Origin of the sequence: Streptantibioticus silvisoli, assembly GCF_027947535.2 — a bacterium.
Taxonomy (GTDB): domain Bacteria; phylum Actinomycetota; class Actinomycetes; order Streptomycetales; family Streptomycetaceae; genus Streptantibioticus_C; species Streptantibioticus_C silvisoli.
Genome location: NZ_JAAGKO020000067.1, coordinates 12,928 through 34,658 on the forward strand (window position 1 = coordinate 12,928; position 21,731 = coordinate 34,658).

At 72.6% G+C, this 21,731-nt stretch carries 16 protein-coding genes; 9 read left to right on the forward strand and 7 right to left on the reverse strand.

Translation table 11 applies throughout. The features are described from left to right. Positions 1-218: 218 nt before the first annotated feature. Positions 219-1,421 (reverse strand): helix-turn-helix transcriptional regulator, encoded by a 1,203-nt coding sequence (locus POF43_RS30400; RefSeq protein WP_308217780.1) that lies wholly within the window; start codon positions 1,419-1,421, stop codon positions 219-221. A 283-nt stretch (positions 1,422-1,704) separates the two neighbouring features. Then, positions 1,705-2,862, reverse strand: a complete 1,158-nt coding sequence (locus tag POF43_RS30405) for an alpha/beta hydrolase family protein (RefSeq protein ID WP_282704867.1) — start codon at positions 2,860-2,862, stop codon at positions 1,705-1,707. Positions 2,863-3,597: 735 nt separating this feature from the next. Here POF43_RS30405 and POF43_RS30410 point away from each other — a divergent pair. Then, positions 3,598-4,209, forward strand: coding sequence for a TetR/AcrR family transcriptional regulator (locus POF43_RS30410; RefSeq protein WP_271324741.1), 612 nt, complete (start codon positions 3,598-3,600; stop codon positions 4,207-4,209). Between the two features lie 157 nt (positions 4,210-4,366). Here the strand turns inward: POF43_RS30410 and POF43_RS30415 are convergent, their stop codons facing one another. Beyond that, complete coding sequence (locus tag POF43_RS30415) at positions 4,367-5,875, reverse strand: MFS transporter (RefSeq protein ID WP_271324742.1); 1,509 nt, start codon at positions 5,873-5,875, stop codon at positions 4,367-4,369. A gap of 253 nt (positions 5,876-6,128) precedes the next feature. On the opposite strand from POF43_RS30415, the gene POF43_RS30420 reads away from it, so the two are divergent. Then, entirely contained in the window at positions 6,129-6,896 is a 768-nt protein-coding gene (locus POF43_RS30420) for a TetR/AcrR family transcriptional regulator (protein WP_282704868.1), read from the forward strand. 132 nt (positions 6,897-7,028) lie between these two features. Continuing rightward, positions 7,029-11,018 (forward strand): DEAD/DEAH box helicase, encoded by a 3,990-nt coding sequence (locus POF43_RS35040; RefSeq protein WP_271324129.1) that lies wholly within the window; start codon positions 7,029-7,031, stop codon positions 11,016-11,018. A gap of 407 nt (positions 11,019-11,425) precedes the next feature. On the opposite strand, the gene POF43_RS30430 is transcribed toward POF43_RS35040, so the two are convergent. Continuing rightward, positions 11,426-12,394 (reverse strand): ScbA/BarX family gamma-butyrolactone biosynthesis protein, encoded by a 969-nt coding sequence (locus tag POF43_RS30430; RefSeq protein ID WP_271324128.1) that lies wholly within the window; start codon positions 12,392-12,394, stop codon positions 11,426-11,428. Between the two features lie 294 nt (positions 12,395-12,688). Here POF43_RS30430 and POF43_RS30435 point away from each other — a divergent pair, with 294 nt between their 5' ends. The 6 genes from POF43_RS30435 to POF43_RS30460 all read left to right on the forward strand — a co-directional run bounded on the left by POF43_RS30435 (position 12,689) and on the right by POF43_RS30460 (position 18,726). Further along, the gene (locus POF43_RS30435; protein WP_271324127.1) at positions 12,689-13,348 is read left to right on the forward strand and encodes a ScbR family autoregulator-binding transcription factor; all 660 of its coding nucleotides are present in this window, start codon (positions 12,689-12,691) and stop codon (positions 13,346-13,348) included. Positions 13,349-13,962: 614 nt separating this feature from the next. Then, entirely contained in the window at positions 13,963-14,658 is a 696-nt protein-coding gene (locus POF43_RS30440; protein ID WP_271324126.1) for an HAD family hydrolase, read from the forward strand. A gap of 158 nt (positions 14,659-14,816) precedes the next feature. Beyond that, entirely contained in the window at positions 14,817-15,590 is a 774-nt protein-coding gene (locus POF43_RS30445) for an SDR family NAD(P)-dependent oxidoreductase (protein WP_271324125.1), read from the forward strand. A gap of 1,018 nt (positions 15,591-16,608) precedes the next feature. Beyond that, on the forward strand, positions 16,609-17,205 hold the full coding sequence (locus POF43_RS30450; protein ID WP_271317125.1) for a ScbR family autoregulator-binding transcription factor: 597 nt from the start codon (positions 16,609-16,611) through the stop codon (positions 17,203-17,205). A gap of 119 nt (positions 17,206-17,324) precedes the next feature. Beyond that, entirely contained in the window at positions 17,325-18,062 is a 738-nt protein-coding gene (locus POF43_RS30455) for a sensor histidine kinase (protein ID WP_271317126.1), read from the forward strand. Continuing rightward, positions 18,055-18,726 carry a response regulator gene (locus POF43_RS30460; RefSeq protein ID WP_271317127.1) on the forward strand — a complete coding sequence of 224 codons (672 nt, stop codon included), beginning with the start codon at positions 18,055-18,057 and terminating at the stop codon, positions 18,724-18,726. Before POF43_RS30455 ends, POF43_RS30460 begins: the two co-directional genes overlap by 8 nt. Before the next feature lie 101 nt (positions 18,727-18,827). Here POF43_RS30460 and POF43_RS30465 read toward each other — a convergent pair whose 3' ends face one another. The 3 genes from POF43_RS30465 to POF43_RS30475 are packed head-to-tail and all read right to left on the reverse strand — an operon-like array spanning position 18,828 to position 21,662. Further along, positions 18,828-19,634: an SDR family NAD(P)-dependent oxidoreductase gene (locus POF43_RS30465; protein ID WP_271324945.1), complete on the reverse strand. Its 807-nt coding sequence runs from the start codon at positions 19,632-19,634 to the stop codon at positions 18,828-18,830. Next, complete coding sequence (locus POF43_RS30470) at positions 19,631-20,662, reverse strand: ketoacyl-ACP synthase III family protein (RefSeq protein WP_271317129.1); 1,032 nt, start codon at positions 20,660-20,662, stop codon at positions 19,631-19,633. The genes POF43_RS30465 and POF43_RS30470 overlap by 4 nt, the downstream gene beginning before the upstream one ends. Next, positions 20,652-21,662, reverse strand: coding sequence for an AfsA-related hotdog domain-containing protein (locus tag POF43_RS30475; RefSeq protein WP_271324944.1), 1,011 nt, complete (start codon positions 21,660-21,662; stop codon positions 20,652-20,654). The genes POF43_RS30470 and POF43_RS30475 overlap by 11 nt, the downstream gene beginning before the upstream one ends. Positions 21,663-21,731: the final 69 nt, after the last annotated feature.

Here is a 21,731-nt window from a genome sequence, read left to right on the forward strand (position 1 = left end):
ATCGGAGACTCCGGAGCCCCGTCTCGGCCGCTGGTGCCTCATCCATCGCGTTACCTCGGCTGGCGCCGGCCTCGTGCCGATGCACCGTCACATCGGCGGCTCCCTCCCGGCAGCGGCGCCGGAGACCGAGGCGACTGCGCCCGGATCGTCGACAGCACCGGCGCTGGAGCGCGAACCCGTTGCGCCCGGAGGGTCGACAGCGCCGACCGCACGCATTGTCAGAGCGGGAGTTGTTCGATGCGTCGGGCGCTTTCGCTGCCGGGCTGCGGGGTGAAGATGAGCATGTGGTGTCCAGGTGCCGAGACGATCTCGAACGCACCGCAGTAGAGATGCAGGTCGCCGACGAGGGGGTGGTGGATCAACTGGTTCGTCGGGAGCGGGCTCGGCCGTAGCTCGTGCTGCGCCCAGAGTGCCGCGAAGTCCGTACTGGAGGCGCCGAGTTGTACCGCGGTGTCGGTGATCCGCGGGTCGTCGGGGAACTGCGCCGACGAGGCCCGCAGCCGGGCCACCGCTGTGCGGGCGGTGGCGTGCCATTCACCGAAGAAGGCTCTGGCAGCGGGGTCGCGGAAGACCATGTGCAGCAGATTCTCGGTCCTGGAGAACCCGTCGTAGAGGACCGCGGCGACCGGGTTGAGGTCCACGATGTCGAGGCTGGGACCGATGACCGTGACCGGCGTCCTGAGCAGCGGCGAATCGAGCAACGTCCGCAGATGCAGGGCCATTTCGGGAGAGGGACCGGCGGTGGGCCGGGGTGCCGCCAGTCCTGCCAGCCGGAACAGGTGGCCGCTCTCGTTGTCGTTGAGGCGCAGTGCCCGGCTGAGGGATTCCAGGATCTGGGTGGAGGGGTGGCGTTCGCGGCCCTGTTCGAGGCGGGTGTAGTAGTCGGTGCTGATGCCGGCCAGGCCCGCGAGCTCCTCGCGGCGCAGCCCGTGGACCTGCCGTCGGCGCTGGTCCATCACGATGTTCACCGAACCGGGGTCCGTCCGCGCCCGCCGGGCCTTGAGGAAGTCACCGAGCGCGGACGACCGGCCCCCGCGCACCCCGGGTACGCCGGTCGCCGCAACGGCCGGATCCGGGCTGGGCTCAGCACGAGGGACAGGGGTCATGGCAGCCTTCGGTGGGATCGGGGGCGGGAGGTGATGACTTCGGGGGGCCGGGGTGGTGGCTTCCGGTGCGGTGGATGCCGGGACGGTGGATGCCGGGACGGTGACGTCCGGGAGGGCGCCTTCCGGGACGGTGACGTCCGGGAGGCGACTTCCGGGGCGGGCGGTGACCTCGGAACCGGGGCGGTGCGTCCGGGGCGGAGGCGATGACGTCGGTACCGGGGCAGTGACTTCCGGAGCTGAGGTGACGGCCGCCGGGGCCGGGGCGGTGGCTCCGGGGCAGAGGCGATGACCTCCGGGGCCGAGGGGAAACCGCATCGGCGGTCACCGGAGATCCCGGCTCGTCGGTGAACTGCCGCCTGCGTCAACCGAGTTGCCCCACCGGCCGGGAGACCGCACGCCGGTTCGGACCGTACCCCGGCTCGCGGTGGTGCCCCCGACCAGCCGCCGGCGCCGCCCCGGAGGCGACGGCGCCTCTGCGGAGACGACGGCCTCCTCGCGATGAACGGCTCGGCTCACGATGCCTCTTCCTACGGTGTCGCCCGGCGCCGTGGTGGGTGTGCGCGGCTGGGAGTGGTGGGTTTCCGGGTGGTGGGGTGGTTCATTCGGTGGTGTGGAGGGTGTCGGTGATCCAGTCGGTGATGTCCTGGGTCATGAGGGTGGGGTTGTTGAGTTGGCAGTGGGCGTCGGCGCCGGTGGCCTGGTCGTAGACGATGAGGTCCTTGCGGGGGACGTCGAGGCGTTCGTGCCAGTCGAGGGCCTGGCGCATCAGGACGGTGGGTTCGGCGCCGCCGGCGATGGACAGGAAGGGGCAGTGGACGTCGGCGGGGTCGACGATCCAGGTGTCCATGCGCGCGGCGAGTTCGGGCATGCTGGTGGCGCCGCCCTTCCACAGCAGGGCAGCGGTGTTGCGGCGTGCGGCGCCGCGTTCGCCGGCGGCGGCCACGGCGGCGCTGCCGAACAGTTCACGCGGTTGCGGGAAGGGGGTGCTGGCCACGCAGGCGGCCAGCCGCGGTTCGTGCGCGGCGGCGCGGGTGGCCCAGTACCCGCCGAGGCTGAAGCCGACCAGGACGAGCCCGGCGGGGTCGACGCCGCGCCGGAGCAGGGCGTCGATCGTCGCGCCGACCGGCCGCTCGGACTCACCCGTCCAGTGCAGCCCGTCCAGCGCGGTGGCGTTGGAGCCGGGCAGGTCGACGATCGCCACGTTGAACCCCCGCTCCCACGCACCGCGCCCGATCGTGAAGAACAGGTTCTCCAGCGCGGAGTCCGCACCCCCGACCACCACCAGCGTCGGCGCGGCCGGGTCGGGCGCCCGCAGCAGCAGCGCCGGCAGCTCAGCGCCCTCGTAGGGCACGCCGAAGAACTGCGCCGGCCACCCGAACAACCCGACCGCCTCGCGGAACGTCGCCCGCGTCTCACCCAGCAGCCGCGTCAGCTCCGGCCCCGGCGCACAGAACTGCCACGCCGAACGCACCGCCGCCGCCGACTTCAACAACGCCTCCGCCGCACTGCGCCACCGCCCGCGCGCCAGCCGGTCGTCCGCCACGGCACGCTGGCGCCGGGCGTGCGCGTGGAACTCCCGCGTCCAGCTCTCCCCGTCCCCGTCGGCGATCCCCTGCGCGACGGCGAACAACTCGCCCGCGTCGAGCCCGCCCGCCTTCGACCAGCCCATCGCCCCGGCGAAGAACGTGTCCATGTCGCTGTCATCGAAGCGGTACCGCAACGACGTGCGCTGAAAGTCCTGGGGGGTCCCGGTCATGGGTCCTGATCTCCTTCGCATGTCCTCGGGCGACGCGTCCGGCGTCCCGACCCGTACGGTTCGCGCGGCTCCCGCTGGGGCAGCGTTCACGCTTTCGGGCGTGGCGGCTTCGTCCCGGCGTCCGCGCGTTCACCTGTCGTCCCGGCCGGCGGCCGGTCCTGAAATCAAGAGTGGAATCCATCTCCAAAAGCCATCTAAGAGTTCAATCCATCTCTTGCGGCGAGCGTAGGTGAGCTTGCTAAGGAATGCAAACCTCTCTACCCTGAGGAGGTGACAACACCCAGCTCAGAGCCTGTGCGACCTGTTTCGGAGCCGGAGCCCCGGTCGGCGTCGCCGGAGCGTCGGCCGAAGTCGGGGGAGCCCCGGCCGGCGTCGGGGGCCGGAGGCCGACCGGCGTCGAGGTCCGGGCGACGGCCTGCTGCGGAGTCGGGGCGTCGATCCGCCGCGGAGTCCGGGAGCCGACCGGCGTCGGGGCCCGCGCGGAAGTCGGCGCCGGAATCGGGGGCCGCGGAGAGGTCGGCATCGGGGCCCGCGCGGAAGTCCGCGCCGGAATCGGGGGCCGCGGAGAGGTCGGCATCGGGGCCCGCGCGGAAGTCCGCGCCGGAATCGGGGGCCGCGGAGAGGCCCGTCTCGGAGCCGGCGCGTCAGCCGGAGTCGGAGTCCGGGAGCCGACCGGCATCGGCGTCCGCGGGGAAGTCGGCGCCGGAGTCCGGGCGCGGGCCCGCCTCGGAGCCGGTGCGTCGGCGGCGGCACGGTGCGGAGCTGGAAGCGGCGCTGCTGGAAGCGGCGTGGGACGAGCTGGTCGGGGTCGGCTTCGCCAACCTCACGATGGAGTCGGTGGCCGCGCGGGCGAGAACCGGGATCGCGGTGCTCTACCGCCGCTGGCCCAACAAGGACCAGCTCGTACTCGCCGCGATCGAGCACTACCGCCGCACCCACCCCGTCGAAACCCCGGACACCGGCACGCTGTCCGGCGATCTGCACGCCCTGCTCACCGGCATGAGCAGGGCCCGCGCGACCTTCACCGCGGTCGCCGCGGCCACCGCCTTCTCCGGGTTGCTCGCCGAGGCCGGCCTGCCCCCCGCGCAGACCCGCGACAGACTCCTCGGCGACCACCCCTTCTCCGGCGCCGAGGTCATCTACCAACGCGCCCACGACCGCGGCGAGATCGACCTCGAACGCATCCCGCCCGCCGCACTCACGATGCCCTTCGACCTCGTACGCCACGACCTGTTCATGAACCTCAAGCCCCTCACGCCCGCCCGCATCCAAACGATCATCAACGACCTCTTCCTCCCTCTCGTGCGGGAGCGCGTCGGCGGCCCGGAGGCAACGGGAGCGGGCTGAGGGGGCCGCCCCGCGCTTGACGCGCCCGGCGTGAGCACCGCGCCGGCCCGGGGAGCGGCTCCGGTCGGCGGCCGACCCGGCACGACGCGGTCGGGGCCGCCGGCTGGAACGGTCACCGTGGCGGGCCCCGGGCAGTCACCGTGGCGAAGGCGTCCGTTCATCCTGGTCGGCCGGCATCGGCCGTTGCCTCATCACGCCGTGCCGGTGCGGCGGGCGCGGAGGCCCGGGGTTCCTTGAGCAGGAGCGAGAGCACGGCGGTGGCGAGGCTTACCGCGGCGGCGACGAGCAGGGCGGTGCGGTAGCCGTGGACGACCGACTCGGGACCGGTCGTGTGGCCCTGGTGGGTGACGGTGGAGGCGACGGTGACCAGGGCGGCGAGTCCGAGCGCGCCGCCGATCTGGCGGCACATGTTGATCAGCCCCGAGGCGACCCCCGCGTTGCGCGGGTCGCCGCCGGTGGTGGCCGCGACGATCGCCGGCATCATCATCACGCTCATCCCCGCCCCGACGATCAGGGTGGGAGCCAGCACGTGGACCGCGTAGGCCGAGTGGACCGGCAACTGGGCGAGCCACACCAGCCCGCCTGCGGCGATCAGGCCACCGCCCAGCACGAGCCGCTTCGGGCCGACCCCGGGGATCAGTTTCTGGGAGGTGAGGACGCCGACGCTGATCACGACGGCCATCGGCAGCAAGGACAGTCCGGCGCGCAGCGCGGTCTCGCCCAGCACCTGCTGGAGGTAGAGCGACAGGAAGAACAGCGGCGCGGTGATCACGAGGCCCAGGCACCCGGTCAGGACGTTGCCGATCCGGACGTTGTGCTCGGCGAACACCTCCCGGGGGATCAGCGGCTCACGGGTGCGGCTCTCGATCAGCAGGAACGCGGCGAGCAGCACGATTGCGGCGGCGATCGCGGCGAGCACCTGGCCGGACGCCCAGCCGTCCTGCGGGGCGGCCGAGACACCGTAGACGATCGCGGCGACGCCGAGGGTGACCGTGACGGCGCCGGGGACGTCGATCCGGGTGCGGCGCTCGGAGGCGGTGGATGCCTGAAGGGCGACGAACGTGGCGACGAGCAGGCCGGCGCCGATCGGGACGTTGACCAGCAGTACCCAGCGCCAGCTCAGCGAGGCGGTGAGGACGCCGCCGAGCACGATGCCGGCGGCTCCGGCACCGGCGGCCGCGACCCCCCACCAGGTGAGCGCGCGAGTACGCCTGCCGGGTTCGGTGTGGCTGGCGGTGATCAGGCTGAGGCTCGCCGGCCCGAGCGCGGCGGCGCCGGCCCCCTGGACGAAGCGGGCCACCAGCAGCATCACGCCGTCCTGGGCCAGGCCCCCGAGCAGGCTGGCGGCGGTGAACACGACCAGCCCGATCTGGAAGACCCGGCGGCGGCCGAACAGGTCGCTTGCCCGCGAGGCGAGCAGCAACAGACCGCCGAAGGTGATCAGGTACCCGTCGACGACCCATTGCTGCGCGCCGACCGACAGGCCGAGCCCCGCCTTCATCGCGGGGAGTGCGACGTTCACGATGCTCGAGTCCAGCACCACCATGAACTGCGCCAGACACGCGATGACGGCGACGACCGCCAGGCGCACCCCCGGCTTCGCGACGTTCTGCGTCGATGGGGTCAACGGATCGGGGGAGGACGTCGACGGGTCTCGGGAGGACATTGCGGCCGCCTTTCCTGGACGCTGCTGGGGGTTGGTGTTGGGCGCGTTCGCGCCGAGTGGGTTCGTGCCGCGTGCGTTGGTGCCACGTGCGATCACGCCGCGTGCGATCACGCCGCGTCCGTTCACACTGGGCGCGATCGCGCTGGACGAGAAGCCGTACCGGTAGTTATCGGATAGGCTGTCCGGCAACAGCCTAACCAATGGCGGATAGGCTGTCCACCAATCTCTGACGACCTCGGCGGACGGACTCTTGATGACGTCGGACAAGGCCACGTTCCCCACCAGGCGGGCAGCCGCCGCGCGCAACCGCGACAAGATCCTGGCGGCTGCCCGTACCGCCTTCGCCGACCCGGGCGTCGAGGTCTCGATGGCCGAGGTCGCGCGGCGGGCCGGTGTCGGCATGGCCACGCTCTATCGCAACTTCCCCGGTCGCCAGGAGCTCCTCGAAGCCCTCTACGTCGACGAGGTCGACGCCCTGTGCGAGGCCGCCGGCGCCGGCGGCGACGCGCAGCCGCCGGGCGCGGCGCTCACCGACTGGCTGCGCCGGCTCTTCGCCTTCATCCCGAGCAAGCGCCTCATCGTCTCCGAACTGCTGGAGCACACCGACCGCGACAGCCCCCTCCGCCACAGCAACCGCACCCGGGCACTCACCGCCGGCCGCCCCCTGCTGACCGCCGCCCAGGCCGCCCACGAGATCCGCGCCGACCTCACGCTCGAGCAGATCTTCGACATGATCGTCGCCATCGCCAAGATCAACGGCGACCCCGACTACCTGGAGCCGATGCTCCGCACCATGCTCAGCGGGTTGCGCCCGCCGGCGCAGGACGAGGCGGCCGGGCGAGGCCAGGGGTTGGGGGTTGGGGGGCGGGGGGCGGTGGCTGGTCGGCGGGGGCGCTCGCTGCTCGCTGCGGCCATCAGTGGCAGAGCCTCCGTTCGGCAACCCAGCGGCGGGACGTTCACCACTGGGTTGCCGAACGAGGTTGCGCCCGGCTTCAGCCACGAACGACCCCGCATCCGCTGACAAGGCAAGCAGACGTCCGCGAAGCGTTTCTCGTACCCGCCTGCTCCCTCACCGCCCACGGACCACTCAACTCGTCGTGCCGGCCGATGTAGGCTCGACCGCCTCATTGTGCTGGTGGCAAGGGAGCGGTCGGTGGTGGGAAGGGCCGTGGAGCGGCGGCGTCGGGCGGCGATCGTGCGGTACTGGCGTGCGGTGGAGCTGTTCAGTCCGCCCACGGTCGACAGCGTGGACACGGAGAAGAACGTCTTCCCGGTCCAAGCGGGGCGGCCGCTGCCCTGGGAACCCCGGCACGCCCTCGAACGCAAGCAGTTGGAGCCGGGAAAGGTGTGGCAGCACACCGTTTACGCCGGGGTGTTCGAGATCGCACGGATGCGCGAGGTGCTCTGCGAGGTTTTCGGGCGGGACGACCAGGACGAGGACTACGACGGTCGGCACGCCGGGCACAGTGCGCTGCTCAGCTTCACGGTCAACCACGAAGGCCGGTTACTGATGCACACCCCGGTCCTGTCCTCGTGTGCCTGGGCCGTCGGTCGAGCCCACGCCCCGGGACCGGATGACACGACATGGCTGGACGGCTTCGACAAGGACGAGGAACAGTGCCTGGGCAGGCTGCTGCAACTCGCCGACGGAAAGCTGACGGTGGTGAACGGCGCCCTCAGCACCTCGGCAGCACGGCACGCCGCCCTGGGGGCCATCGCCGGGGTGGCGGCCAACGTGGTGCTGGGGGCGGCGACCGGCGGCATCGGGGTACTCGCCTCGGCGGCGTCCTCGGCGCTGGGGCCGGTGTTCGGGCCCATGGCGGCCGGCGCGATCCAGAAATCCGGAGAAGCAGCGGCGACCACGGTCGTCGACAAGGCCAAGGAGGCCGTGACCGCCGGCCCCGATTCCGCACCCCGGGCGTCCGCCGACTCGCCCGCACCGGCCGAGGAGCCGGGCACTGACGACGGCGACGAGGACATCGCCGATCAGGAACCGCCCGAACTCGGCAGCCGTCCGCTCGACGTACGAGCGCTGGCAGCCGTGGTCCGGTGGGTCGCCGAACGACTGGGTGTGGCCGGCTCCTTGCTGCCGGACGCGATCCGGGTCAAGAGCTTCCAGGTACGGGCCGGCCGGGCGCGGGACGGCGAACAGTCGGATTTTCTCAACAGCTTCATCGCCGCGGATCTCGCACGCGTCGCGGACTCCCTGGCCCAGGGCACCTCCGGCCGGGCACTGGAGGAGTATCTGCGCCCGGGCGCCTTCTCGGAGCGGGCATCCCGCATCGATGTCCGACAGCACCCGGAGGTCCTGCTGGACGGGGTGCAGCCGAAGTCCACGCCGCTGGGGAGATGGCCGGCCGCCGCCCGGCATCCCCTGGCGCTCAGCCAGCAGTTCGCGGTGAACACAGCCCTGGCCGCCCTGGGCGACGATGACGCCCGCGGTGTCTACGCCGTCAACGGGCCGCCGGGAACCGGTAAGACCACCATGCTGCGCGACCTCATCTCCGCGCTCGTGGTCCGCCGTGCCGAGCGCCTCGCGGCCCTGCCGCGCGCACGGGACGCCTTCGGCGAGCCGGTGCGGTGGACCGTGGACGGCCAGACCTTCACCGTGCATCCGCCGGTGGCCGCGTTGACCGGGTTCGAGATGCTGCTCGCCTCGGCGAACAACGGCGCGGTGGAGAACGTCACCACCGAGATCCCGGCCCGGGACGCCGTCGACGAGGAGTGGCGCGAGCACGCGGACTACCTCGCGCGACCCGCCACCTTCCTGCTGGAATCCGATGCCTGGGGGGCGGTCGCGGCGCGGCTGGGCAATCGGGCGAACCGCTCGGCCTTCAAGGAGCGGTTCTGGTGGGGACAGGATGAGAGGAAGCCCACTCGTGCCCCGGGACAAGGCGGTCCCGGACCAGGCGGACCCGCACGGGGCGGCCCCGGACCGGACGGCCTGGGGCAAGGCGGTCCCGGGCAGGGCAACGCGCGGCGGCGGACCGGGAACCAGCGCTCGGGTGACGGCCTGCACGATCTGCTCGTCGAGGCCGGAAAACGGTCGGAGCGGACCTCCCCACCCGGTTCGGCCGAGAACACGTCCGGCCCCGGCGCTCCCCGTCCCGCCCCGCTCGGCACCGACACATGGCCCCAGGCCGTGCGACGCTTCACCCGTGCTCGGCAGAGAGCCGAACGTCTGGCGACCCAACGGCAGCGGATCGCCGAGACCCGTCAACGGATACGCGCGGGCGACCTGCCGGTCCGCCGGGCTGAGGCGAACGCGGCGGACGCACGTGAGGAGTTGTGCCTCGTCCTGCGCGAGTTGAGCGCCCTCGACGGTGAGCGGCGCGAAGCCGAGATCTCGGCCGCACGGTCCGAGAGCGCCCTGAGGGACGCCGGGACGGCAGTCGCCCGACGGCAACAGGAAGCCGACCTGGCCAGCAGTCTCTGTTCCGCCGCCGCGAACGAGTTACGTGCCTTCGACCTCCGCAACTCCCCCGGTCGACTACGCCTCCTGCTGTCCGGCAACCGCGCCGGGGAACGCTGGACCCGCGAGCGCGAACCGCTCGCCGCCGCGCTCCGCCACAAGGAGTCGACGCTGGCCGGCGTCGACCAGGCACTCCGGCAGAGCCAGTCCGAGGTCGCCGTGCTGCGGACACGACGCGACAGCGCCCAGACCCGGCTCGACGCTGTCACACGGCGGTGCACGGCCCAGCAACAGCGCGGGCACACCGCGCGGGAGGGGGTCGAACTCGCCGACCGTGCGGTCGCGCAGGCTCGGGCCGCCCGGGCCGCCGATCAACGGACCCTGTCCGAGGCGGAGCGGACATACGGATCCGCCGTGCCGGGGCCCGAGTGGGACGCCGCCCCGGACGACCAGGATGCCGCGGCGCAGCGGGAGAAGTCCGCCCCCTGGATGGACGAGGACTTCGCCCGTTCCCGCAGTGAACTCTTCCTGGCCGCGCTGAACCTGCATCGAGCCCTGCTGGCCGCCGAGCCGAATCTGGTGCGCGCAAGCATGCGTGGCACGATGGACGTCATCAGCGGCAACGCCCCGAAGGATCTGGCCCCTGATCGGGTGCGGGCCGCTTGGCAGTTGCTCTTCCTCGTCGTCCCCGTGGTCTCCACCACCTTCGCCTCGCTCGACCGCATGTTCGCCGGACTCGGCCCGGAATCGTTGGGCTGGCTGTTCGTCGATGAAGCGGGGCAGGCCGCTCCTCAACAGGTTGCCGGCGCCCTGTGGCGGACCCGCCGCGCCATCGTGGTCGGCGACCCGCTCCAGCTCGAACCCGTCGTCTGCCTCCCCTGGAGCGCCCAGCAACGACTGCGCGCGCACTTCGGCGTGGACGAGGAATGGACCCCGACCCGCCATTCCGTCCAGCGCCTGTCCGACCGGCTCGTCCCCTACGGCACCACGCTGCCCGGTCCGGACGGCGACCCGGTCTGGGTCGGTTCGCCACTGCGGGTACACCGCCGCTGCGACCACCTGATGTTCGACGTCAGCAACGCCATCGCCTACGACAACATGATGGTCTTCGGTACCGGCGAACGTCCGGACTACCCGGCGGTGACACGCAGCGTCTGGCTGGACGTCACCTCGGTCGACGCCCAGGGGAAGTGGATACCGGAGGAAGGAAGAATCCTGAGCAAGACCCTCGACACGATCGAGGGCCGCCTGCTGGCCGAGTTGCGGGAGGAACTCGACGCCGCGCCGCAGGACCAGGTGCCGGCCTGGGCGGTGACCGACCCGGCCGACCGCCGCCGGGGCGACCCGATGCGGGCCGAACTGCGGCGCCGCCTCGCCCAACGGGTGTTCGTCATCAGCCCGTTCCGAGACGTCGTCACCGGGATCGAGAACGTCACCAAGGGCCGGCTGCCCACCAGGGGCAAGAGCAGACGGGTCGGCACCGTCCACACCACTCAGGGCAAAGAAGCCGACATCGTGATCCTCGTGCTGGGCACCCGGGCCGGCCAACGCAATTCCCGCGACTGGGCGGCCCAGTCCCCCAATCTCCTCAACGTCGCCGTCAGCCGTGCCCGCCGCCGCCTCATCGTCATCGGCAACCACGCCGCGTGGTCCCGACACCGTTACTTCGCCGAACTCGCCCATCACCCCGGCCTCCACATCACCGACGCCTCCCGCTGGGGCGAGGGGTAACCGCTGTCGCCGGGGGCGGTGCGCTTCGGCGCGTTCCGTGGAGCCGGCAGCAGCACGCACGGGTACCTGACGGCGCGGCATGTGCGGGAACCCCGGGAAACCGAAGGCGTTCCGTCGAGCCGGGTCGGCCGGGCGTGGGGGGGAAGGGCCCGGCGACCTGCGCGGCGGTGCTCGCTGCGGTGGCGATCGGACGGTGGGGTCGTGATCGCGGAAACAGGAGCGAAGGGGACAGGGGAACGGAGAGGACGCCGGAACCCGAGGAACTCGGGGACGGAGAGGACACGGGAACCGAGTAGACCGCGACGCCGAGAAGACTGCGGACCGAGTAGACCTCGACGCCGAGAAGACCTGCGGACCGAGAAGACCTCGACGCTGAAGACCTCCGGCCCGGGCGGGCACTGCCCCCGTCAGAAGGACGGCAGGTGGTCCATCGTGACGACGCAGGAGAAGACGCAGCGGCCGGACTGGTGGGCGGAGATGAGGACGCGGGGGCGGCCGGCGGTGTCGTCGGGCAGGAGCGGGTCGGCGTGGATCCAGCACGGGGCGTCGTACTCGACGTAGCGGCTGAAGACGGCGTCGAGCGCGACGGGGATCGTGGTGCGCGGGTAGGTGACGGAGTGGGCGGCCTGGCGGGCGGCCTCCAGCAGGAGCATGCCGGGGACGTGGTCGACGGGGTGGTCGAACAGGGCCGGGTGGCTGAGGTCGACGCGCAGCTGGAAGCGGTGCGGGACGTCGGTGGGCGAGAGCACCACGTCGGCGAAGTCCTCGCGGATCACGCGGCGCGGGGCGACCGGCGGCGCGAGCGGCAGGATGCGGCTTCTGGCCTCGTCCAGGTCCGCGTACGCGCCGCGCAGGCGGCGGTAGACGGCCGGCGAGTGGTTGAGGAAGCCGGCCTGGGCGGTGCCCAGCAGCACCCCGTCGCGCAGGATGTCGACCCGCATGTCCACCGACGACAGCGTCGCGCCGCGGCGCACGACCTCGGGGCAGGCGATGCGCATCTCTATCTTCGCGGCGCGCTCGCCGGCGACCAGCGCGGCCGGTGAGAGCGCGTACCGCATCCGGCTCCAGGACTGGCGGTGGCCGAACGGCACGCCGTACGCGACGTGGCTGAGGAAGGGAACGCACTGCCGCACCGACTCGGCGACGAGCAGCGGGTCGTGGAAACCGTGCCGGGGACCGTAGAAGGGGTGCTCCTGCGGCCAGCGGGCGGTGACGTCGAAGGCGTCCTGGCCGGTCTGGTGGTGGCCGGTGAGCAGGACCTCGCCCGCCACGACCTTGTGAACGGACTCGGGCGACACGTTGCCGGCCGGCGCGGGAGCCGCCTGCGCGGCTGCCGGTACCGGTCTGACGGCGGTCTGCTGGGTCTGCTTGGACATGAAGATTCCCCCTGAAACCTATGCCTGCGTCGGTGGGCGATACGGGTGGGCCGTCTCGCGGCCGATGTCCTCGAGCCCCACAAACATAAAGAGTGCTCTGTTTCTTTGGGTCCGCAGCGGGAGTAAAGAGTTAGTCATGTATTGAGCAAGCGGAGGGCGCGGTACCTCGTTTTACCGGGGCTTTTGGGGTCCAAGTGGGTCCGGTGGCGCCCCGGCGAGCAGGGATCGGCACGGGGGGTGGCGCGGCAAGGGGTCGCCCTTATACATTCAGAGCGTTCTCTTTTTGGAGGTGGCATGGCGCGGCCGAGGCAAGAGCGGGCCGAACAGACCCGCGACGCGATTCTCAACGCGGCGGCGGAGATGTTCGACGAGTACGGGTACGCCGGGGCGAGCATCAACCGCATCCTGGAGCGGGCCGGCGTGACCGCGGGCGCGCTGTACTTCCACTTCAAGTCGAAGGAAGCGCTGGCGCGGGCGGTGATGAACGCCCAGTCGGAGTCGATCGTGCCGTTCCTGGGGTCCAAGGGACTCCAGCGGCTGGTCGACATCACCTTGATCTGGTCGTTCCAGCTGCAACGCGACCCGATGCTGCGCGCGGGCGTGCGGCTGACCGGCGAGCAGGCCACGTTCGGCCTTCAGGACGCCACCCCGTACCAGGAGTGGGCGGACATCATGACCGGCATCCTCACCGAGTCGGCCGAGAACAACGAGCTCCAGGCCGGCGTGGAGCCGCGCGAGCTGGCCGAATTCGTCGTCGAGGCGTGTACCGGCATGCAGATGTACGCGTCGGTGGTGAGCGGACGGCAGGACCTGCCGGACCGGGCCGTGCGCATGTGGCGGCTGCTGCTGCCCGGCGTCGCGGTGCCGGCCGTCGTCGCGCGGACCGAGGTCAACCCGCTCCGGGTACGGCTGGCCGCCACCGCCCCCGCGCAGGCAGCGGGGGCGACGAGCTGAACGACTCAACAGCTGATCGGTTCAACAGCCGATCGACCGAACAGCTGAACAACTGAAAACCGGTCCGGCGGCCCGTCGACGTCACGCCATCGGCTCGCTGACGTCGCGCCGCCAGTCTGTTGACGTCACGCCAACGACTGGTTGACATCACATCAGCCGCCCGTTGACTGCGCGTCACAGGCGGGTTGACGGCACGTTACGGGGACGCCGCCACCGCGTCACCGGTGGTCGGCCCCCGCCACGGGAACACCGGCACCCCCGACCCGCCGCGAGGGCATACGGGCATACGGGCATACGGGCAACACCGTCATACCGTCATACGGGCACGCCCGCCCCCGTCGTACCGCCGCTCCGGCGCGCGTTCGTCCCCCGTTCCCGCGCGGCTTCGGGCCGCCGCACCGCGGTCGGGCCCACCGGACTCCCGCCTCCACGGACGACGTTGTCCGATTGTTTCCGGCCACGGGGGCCGAAAAAGCAGCAGACCTGCGAGTCGTCGGCGGTCTACGGTCTTCCGGTGGGCCGCTCCCGCGCGGGCCCGCGCCGTTCCACGTCATCATCAGATGTGCCGTCGGAGTGGCATGCGGCGGCCGGACAGCAGTTTGTGAGGCGTCCCCATGGAACACCCCCTCGTGCAGTTGCGGCTCGCGGCGATCAACATCGACGGCGTTCTGCTCAACGACACCTTCAGCCCCGTCCTGCGGCGCTACCTGGAACGCCGGGGCGCGGCGTACACCGCGCAGGTGGAACGAAGACTTTTCAGTCAGCCCAGGGAGCTGGTCGGGCGCCTGTTCGTGGAGCTCACCGGCGAAGCGGTCACGCCGCAGGAGGCGATGGCCGCGTACTTCACGGAACGCGAGGAGTACCTGCGGTCGCACCCGGTCGTCGTGGACCCAGGGGCCGTCGGGCTGCTGGAGCGGCTGCGGGCGCTGGGGCTGCGCACGGTCTGCTACGGCGGCCTGGCGCGCGGGCACTTCGACGCGTTCCTCGGTGCGCACCGCGAGCTGTTCGACGACCCCGGGTACGTGTGCACCGACGCGATCCGGCCCGGCGTCCACGAGATCGTCACCGAGCACTTCGACCTGAAGTACGACCAGGCGCTGTTCATCGACGACGTGGCGCGGATGGCCGACGCGACCCGCGCCCTCGGCGTGGCGTTCGTCGGGCACCCCAGCCGCCACCCGGACAGCCACCAGGCACGCATGATGCGCGAGTCCGGCGTGCGGCACGTCGTCGACTCCCTGGCCGCCATCGACGAACCGCTGCTGCGCGTCCTCGACGCCGAGGCCGCCGCGGGCGTCCGGACGGCCTGACCCCCTCACCTCCCGGGTGGCGTGTCGCGGCCGACGGCGGATCCGCCGACCCGCGCCCGGGCAGCCCGACCGCGCCGGCCCCGCCGGCCGGGGGCACCGCACCCGCACGTGCGCCAACCGCCGAGGTCCGCACCACACCCCTGAGGGAAACGAGAGTGATGACCACCGCCCAGAAGTTGCTGACCGGCAGAACCGCCATGATCACCGGAGCGTCAGCGGGGATCGGGGCCGCCGCCGCCGAACTGTTCGCCGGACACGGCGCCGCGGTGGTCCTGATGGCCCGCCGCGCCGACCGGCTCGCCGAACTCGTCACCCGGATCGAGGACGCCGGCGGCCGGGCCGTCGCGGTGCCCGGCGACGTCGCGGTCCCCGAGGACGTCGAACGCGCGGTGAAGGTGGCCGTGAGCACGTTCGGCGGGCTGGACGCGGCGTTCAACAACGCCGGGTTCGTCAGCGCGGCAGTGCCGATGCACGAGATCGACGACGAGGACTACCAGCGCACGATCGACGTCAACCTGCGCGGCGTGTGGACCTGCATGCGCCAACAGATACCCGTCATGCTCGCGTCCGGCGGCGGCTCGATCGTCAACACCTCCAGCGTCGCCGGCCTGCGCGCCACCGGCGCCTCGGCCGCCTACGTGGCCGCCAAGCACGCCGTCATCGGCCTGACGAAGGCGGCTGCCGCCGACTACGGGCAGCGCGGCATCCGCGTCAACGCCCTCGTCGTGGGCAGCACGCGCACCGAGATGATGGAGCAAGTGCTGTCCGTGTCACCGGAGTTGGAGCAGCGGTTCGTCGCCAACTCCGCCCAGCGGCGGATGGCGGCGCCCGTCGAGGTCGCCCAGGCCGCCGCGTGGCTGTGCAGCGACCTGTCCACGTTCGTCACCGGCACCGCGATGGCCGTCGACGGCGGATCGACCAGCGTGGCCTGAGCACCGACGGGCCCCGGCGCGGGAGGTGTTCCGCGCCGGGGCGTTCTCCGTCGGAGGGGGGTTCTCCACCGGAGGGTCGCGCCGGAGGGGTTCTCCACCGCTGGGGTTCGCCGCCGGAGGGGTTCTCCGCCGGAGGAGCGCACCGTCGGAGGGGCCCGCGCCGGAGGGTTCGCGCCTGCGTCTCCCTACGGTGCGGAACGGCGGCGCCGTGCGGTACGGGGAACGCACCGCCGCCCCACCCCACCGCTCACCCCACCTGACCACCGCACCACGCCACGCCACGCCACCGCGCCATACCACCGCTCCCCCACCGGACACTCCACCACCGCGCAACGCCCCCGGCTCCTCCGCCACCGCTCCCCGGGCTCTGCTCCCCCGCCCAGCCCCTCCGCCATCGCCCCCCACCGATCCACCCCGGCCCCTCCCCCAGCACTCCCCACCGATCCTCCCCCGCACCACCATCACGCTTTCGGCCACTTTTCTCCGCCGGAAGCCAAGTCCGGTTCCGGCCCCACCGCCGCCGATCGCGGCCCCGACACCGCTCGCGGCGCCGCCCGTTGACGTCCCACCCCGGCGGCCTCCCGGCCCGGTGCGAGCCGCCGCGACCCCGGTCGACGCCCGCCCGTACCCGCCTCCGGCGCCCACCGCGCCGACGGCCGGCCGGCCGTTCCTCCGGCGGGCCCGGCGGCAGCCGGCTCCCCGTACGGCGGACCGCGGGGCGTTCCCGCTGCGGCCGGAGTTCGCCACGCGTGGCTCGGAGCTGCGGTGTTCGAGTGGGTGTCCTGCTTGTCTCGTGGTCGCGATGGGTGTTCACTCAGGGTAGATGATACAGAACGATCGCTATTGTTTTGGGGGAGGTCATGCCGTGTCCACCGCAGAAGAGCCGGAGGGCTCCGGGGGCGGCGCGCCCGCGGAGTCCGTGGCGGCGGCCTGGCCCCGCGCCCGTTCGACGCGGAAGCCCGGGAAGGAATCCGGGCCTTCGGGGGGCCGCTCCGATTCACGAACCAGGAGAAACAGCATGGTGATGCAGGAGAGGGCGGTGCGCACCCGCGCGGCCCTCATACGGGCGGCCGCCGAGGAGATGGACCGCTGGGGATACGAGGGCGCGACGCTGACCCGTATCTGCGCCACCGCCAGCGTGTCCATGGGGGCGCTGACCTTCCACTTCTCCACGAAGGACGAACTCGCCCAAGCCGTGCAGGAGTCGGGCGGGGCGTACATGACGGACCTCGTCGACGGGGTGGCGGCGCGCGGCCGGCCGGCGCTGCGGTCGGTGGTCGATCTGACGGTCGGACTGGCCCGGCTGCTCCAGGACGAGGTCGTGGTGCGCTCGGCGGCCCGGCTGACCCGGGAGCGTCCGGACGGGCACAGCTGGACCCTGTTCTGGCTGCCCGCCGTGCGCGACCTGCTCCAGAAGGCCGCCGATCAGGGGCAGTTACGCCGGCCCGGTGAGCCGCGCGCGGTCGCCGCGCTGGCCGTGTACCTGATGGCGGGGGCCGAGGCGCGCTGCCGTGCGATGATCGGCGCGGGCGGCGGCGGTGACCGGGACGTCGCCGAAGAGATGGACCTGATCTGGGAGTTGACCCTCGAAGGGGTGGCCGCCGGGAGCGGTTGAGCCACCTCCCCCGTGACCCGGTGTCAAGAGGCTTTCTTAAGGACTAGAAAACAAAGCGGTCGTTCTCTATTGTTGGGTCATCAGGTCGCCGGACTCTGATATCGATGGGGGAGCCTTCCATGTCCAACCGCCACGAGCCCGCCGACGACAGACTGCTCACGCCAGCCGGGACGATCCGCCCGGCGGCCCCCCGCACCGACCCGCCGTCCGACGCGGAGCGGGCCATGATCGCCCGCGAGGTGCACGACCGGATCGGCAGCGGGCTCGCCCTCGTGCTGCGCCGGCTGGAACTGCTGGAGGCCACCGCCCGCGACCTCGGCCCGGCGGAACGCGCCCGGCTCGCCGACGTCAAGGAGAGCCTGGTCGACACCCTCGGCGTCGCCCGGGAGATCATCACCGCCCTGCGGCGGCCGGTCGTGGCGGAGGTCGCGGAGCCGGCTCGCGGCCCCCGCCTGGAACCCGCGCTGCGCGGCTTCGTGGCGGCGATGGGGCCGTGCGGCCCGGCCGTGCGGATCGGTGTCGAGGGCGACGACGGCTGGGCACCGCAGCCGGTCGTCGACGAGGTCTTCGTCATCGTGCGCGAGTCGCTGCGCAACGTGCTCGCCCACGCCGGGGCCCGGCAGGTGACGGCGCAGATATCCATCGCGCCGCACGAGATCCACGCGCTCGTCGTCGACGACGGCACCGGGTTCGACACCGCGCCCGGCCGGGCGGCGGGCCGGACCAACGGACTGCTCGGCATGCAGGAACGGGCCCGGGCGCTGGACGGGACCGTCACCATCAGCTCCACTCCGGGCAGCGGAACCACGGTCGCCCTGTGGATCCCGATCAAGGAGAGCAGCATCCGCCATGACTGACGACCCGATGCGCATCCTCGTGGCCGACGACCACACCCTGCTGCGTGAGGCCCTGTGCGATCTGCTGCGCGCCGAACCGGACTTCGAGGTCGTCGCGCAGGCCGCCGACGCGGAGGAGGCGGTGAGCCTCGCCGCCCGCACGCGCCCGGACGTCGCCCTGCTGGACGTGCAGATGCCGCACAACGACGACCCGCTGCTGACCGTGCGCCGGCTGCTCACCCGGCAGCCCACGCTGCGCATCATCATCGTCAGCATGGACGACCACCCGGTCCTGGTACGGCAGATGCTCGCCATCGGGGTGCGCGGCTACCTGCACAAGAGCACCAGCCGCGAGACGCTGTTCGCGGCGGTCCGCGAGCAGGTGGACACCGGGCGCCGGACGGTGACCGTCTCGGTGCCGCCTCCTGGCCTCACCCCCGGCGCGACGACCGGCGGGCGCCTGCTGTCGGACCGTGAGACGCAGGTGCTCACGCTCGTCGCCTGCGCGCTGAGCAACCGCCAGATCGGGGTGCGGCTCGGCATCACCGAGGGCACCGTCAAGCGGCACCTGCGCAAGATCTTCGACAAGCTGGAGGCGGTCTCCAGGATCGACGCGGTGAACAAGGCGGTGGGGCTGTCGCTCATCCGCCCGCAGCAGCCCCGCCGGCTGCCGCTCGCGGGCTGAGTCCGGCCGTAGCCGGCCTCGGCCGCCGGCCCCACCGCCTCCACCCGACCGGCCGCCCGGCCGCCGCCCGCCCCGCACCACGCGGGCGGGCGGCGGGCGGGTCAGACCGTCAGGTAGCCACCGTCGACCGGGATGGCCGCGCCGGTCACGTACGAGCTCGTCCCGGCGGCGAGGAACAGCAGGGCGCCGTCCAGTTCGGCCAGTTCACCGATCCGGCGCATCGGGGTGCGCCGCTCGATCCAGGCGCGCCCCTTGGGGTCGTCCAGCATCTCGGCGGTCATCTCCGAGCGGAACCAGCCCGGGCACAGCGCGTTGACCCGCACGCCCCGCGGCGCCCACTGCGCGGCCAGCTCCCGGGTCAGGTTCACCACCCCGCCCTTGCTCGCCGCGTACGCGGCCTGTGGCAGGCTGCCGCTCGCCACGAGGCCGTACACCGAGGCGATGTTGACGATGCTGCCGGTGCCGCGTTCCAGCATGCCGGCGCCGACCGCGGCGGACAGGGCGAAGACCGCGGTGAGGTTGACCGTGGTGATCGCCTCGAAGCTGTCCACGCTCTGGCGTTCGGCCGGGACGATCTCCGACAGACCGGCGTTGTTGACCAGCACGTCGATCGGCCCCAGCGCCTCGGTGACCGTACGCACCAGGCGTTCGCGGTCCTCGGTGAGCGTGACGTCGCACGGCACGGCCAGGCTGCCGGGCAGTTCGCCGGCCAGTTCCTTCAGCGGTCCCTCGCGGCGTGCCGCGAGCGCGACCCGGGCGCCGGCGGCGGTCAGCAGCCGGGCGAGGTGCGCGCCGATGCCGCTGGAGGCACCGGTGACCAGGGCCACCCGGCCGTCCAGCCGGAAGGCGCGGGTGGGATCGGCCGGGGCGGCGGGCGTCCCGGTTCCGGTCGAGGACGGGTTCGTCACAGCGATGCCACCTCCACGATCGCGACGGACCAGGTGAAACCGGCGCCGGCGCTGAGCAGTACGACCAGGTCGCCGGGGTCGGCGAGGCCGCCGTCCAGCAGTGCGGCGAGGTTCGCCACCGCGTCGCCCGCCCCCAGATGGCCGGTGTCCAGGCCGAGTTCGGCGATCGGGGCGCCGCAGGCCGAGGCGAACGCCGGCCGGTAGGCGTCGCGCATCACGTGCCGGGCCAGCCGCGGCAGCCCCGCGACCCGCAGCCGGGGATCGTCGGCGGCGACGCCGGCGGTGCGCAGGGCGCGTTCCAGCACGGTGACGACGGCCCGCCGGGCCAGCGGCCCGAAGTCCAACTCCGGGTTGCGGACCAGGAATTCCTTCTTCGACACCCGGGGCAGCAGCGTCTTCACACCGCTGAGCGCGCCCGGGGTGAACGGCGCGTCGCCGCGGTGCATGCCCTCCAGGACCGGGGCCGCGACGGTCTCCAGCGACAGCAGCCGCACCGAACGGCCGCGGGGCGAGCGGCCGACCAGCACCGCGGTGCCACCGTCGCCGTAGCAGACGCCGTAGTCGCCGCCCCAGCGGTCGAAGCCCGGTGCGGGAAAGCAGTCACCGGTGGCGACCAGCACCTCGCCGGTGTCCGGGTCGGCGATCAGGTCGCGGCCGGCCTGCCCGATGGCGGACAGGCCCCCGTTGCACATCTGCTGGATGCCGACCGGTTCGGCCCCGGAGGCACCGACGCGGTCGGCGACGTAGTGGGCGGGGGACCAGAACTCGTGCCCCTGGTGGTGCGTCCAGGCGTACAGCAGCCTGCCGACGGCCCGGGCGGAGAAGTCCGCGCCGGCCAGGGTGGCCAGCACCGCGCGTTCGGCGAGCTGCACCGGGGCCAGGTCGCTGACCCGCAGGGCGGTGTAGGCGTACCGGGCGGCGTTCTCCTCGTCGATGAGCCCGCCGGCCACCGCGTCGGCGGCGGTGTGCTCGCGCTCGCCGAGCACCGCCGACGGCGCGCTCAGGTAGAGCGGGACGTCATATCGCATCGCTGCCCTCCGCGGCGGTCGCGCCGGCGATGCCGCCGAGCTGGACGCGCATCCGGGCCACGTCGTCGCCGTCCTGGCCGAACGAGACCTCGGCGGCGACCACCGCGCCGTCGTCGGCGGTGACCGGGCGGGCGGTGACCGTGATGTCGGAGTCGAGTTCGGCGAACCGCAGGTAGCTGGCGGTGACGTTGCGCAGGTACAGCGAACCGGGCGAGCGGTCCAGGCGTTCGGCGGCCAGCAGCAGTACCGCCTGCCGGGCGGCCTCCATCATCACCGGGCCGGGGACGTGGTCCTGGGGGTGGTCGAACATGCTGGGGTGCGCGACCGGGACCCGCAACCGGGCCACCAGGTCCTCACCGGCGGTGCGGGCGCTGTCCAGCACCACGTTCTCGGCGCGTTCGCGGCCGACCAGCCAGGCCGGCACCGGCGCGCCGCCGGGGTGCGCGCAGACCGTGTCGGACGACGGCGGCATGGTGGTGCGGTGGCCCATGCGCAGGTTGGCGTAGACCGGGTCGGGGCGCTGCGCGGTGTCGACGGTGATGGTGCCGATCTCGCGGTCGCCGGCCAGGATCCGCACCGCGTGGATCACCCGGGAGACGGCGCCCTGGTACTCCTTGGCCAGTTCGACCCGGCCGAGCAGCAGCAGGTCCAGCGGGCCGCGGGTGCGCAGCGGCTCCGGGTCGGTGATGTCCATCGTGGCGGTGGCGGTGATGGACTTGGTGTCCGCCCCCGCGTCGTGCTGGAGGTGCATCGCGCACAGCAGCATCTGGCGGACGCTTTCGAAGACGGCCATCGGGTCGTGCGCGGTGCGGCCGGTGATGTCGTTGTAGTAGAAGTGCGCCGACGGCAGCTGGGCGGACGCGTGGAAGGTCTCCTCGTCGACGGACTGGAAGTCGGTGAGGAACACCTCGGCCAGCGCGGCCCGGTGCACCAGGTGCCGCGGCAGGGTGCGTTCGGTGCTGAGCTGGGCGGTCTCGACGGGCAGGGTCTGCGTGGTCATGGCGGGTCTCCGGTGTGGCGGGGGCGGATGAGCGGGGAGGTCGGGGACGGGGAAGGCGCGGGGCGGGGC

Bases quoted from the DNA above. Each gene is read 5' to 3' on its own strand.
- POF43_RS30400 (WP_308217780.1), bottom strand. From the start codon at position 1,421: ATGCGGTTTCCCCTCGGCCCCGGAGGTCATCGCCTCTGCCCCGGAGCC.
- POF43_RS30405 (WP_282704867.1), bottom strand. From the start codon at position 2,862: ATGACCGGGACCCCCCAGGACTTTCAGCGCACGTCGTTGCGGTACCGC.
- POF43_RS30415 (WP_271324742.1), bottom strand. From the start codon at position 5,875: ATGTCCTCCCGAGACCCGTCGACGTCCTCCCCCGATCCGTTGACCCCA.
- POF43_RS30420 (WP_282704868.1), top strand. From the start codon at position 6,129: ATGACGTCGGACAAGGCCACGTTCCCCACCAGGCGGGCAGCCGCCGCG.
- POF43_RS30430 (WP_271324128.1), bottom strand. From the start codon at position 12,394: ATGTCCAAGCAGACCCAGCAGACCGCCGTCAGACCGGTACCGGCAGCC.
- POF43_RS30435 (WP_271324127.1), top strand. From the start codon at position 12,689: ATGGCGCGGCCGAGGCAAGAGCGGGCCGAACAGACCCGCGACGCGATT.
- POF43_RS30440 (WP_271324126.1), top strand. From the start codon at position 13,963: ATGGAACACCCCCTCGTGCAGTTGCGGCTCGCGGCGATCAACATCGAC.
- POF43_RS30445 (WP_271324125.1), top strand. From the start codon at position 14,817: ATGACCACCGCCCAGAAGTTGCTGACCGGCAGAACCGCCATGATCACC.
- POF43_RS30450 (WP_271317125.1), top strand. From the start codon at position 16,609: ATGGTGATGCAGGAGAGGGCGGTGCGCACCCGCGCGGCCCTCATACGG.
- POF43_RS30455 (WP_271317126.1), top strand. From the start codon at position 17,325: ATGTCCAACCGCCACGAGCCCGCCGACGACAGACTGCTCACGCCAGCC.
- POF43_RS30460 (WP_271317127.1), top strand. From the start codon at position 18,055: ATGACTGACGACCCGATGCGCATCCTCGTGGCCGACGACCACACCCTG.
- POF43_RS30470 (WP_271317129.1), bottom strand. From the start codon at position 20,662: ATGCGATATGACGTCCCGCTCTACCTGAGCGCGCCGTCGGCGGTGCTC.
- POF43_RS30475 (WP_271324944.1), bottom strand. From the start codon at position 21,662: ATGACCACGCAGACCCTGCCCGTCGAGACCGCCCAGCTCAGCACCGAA.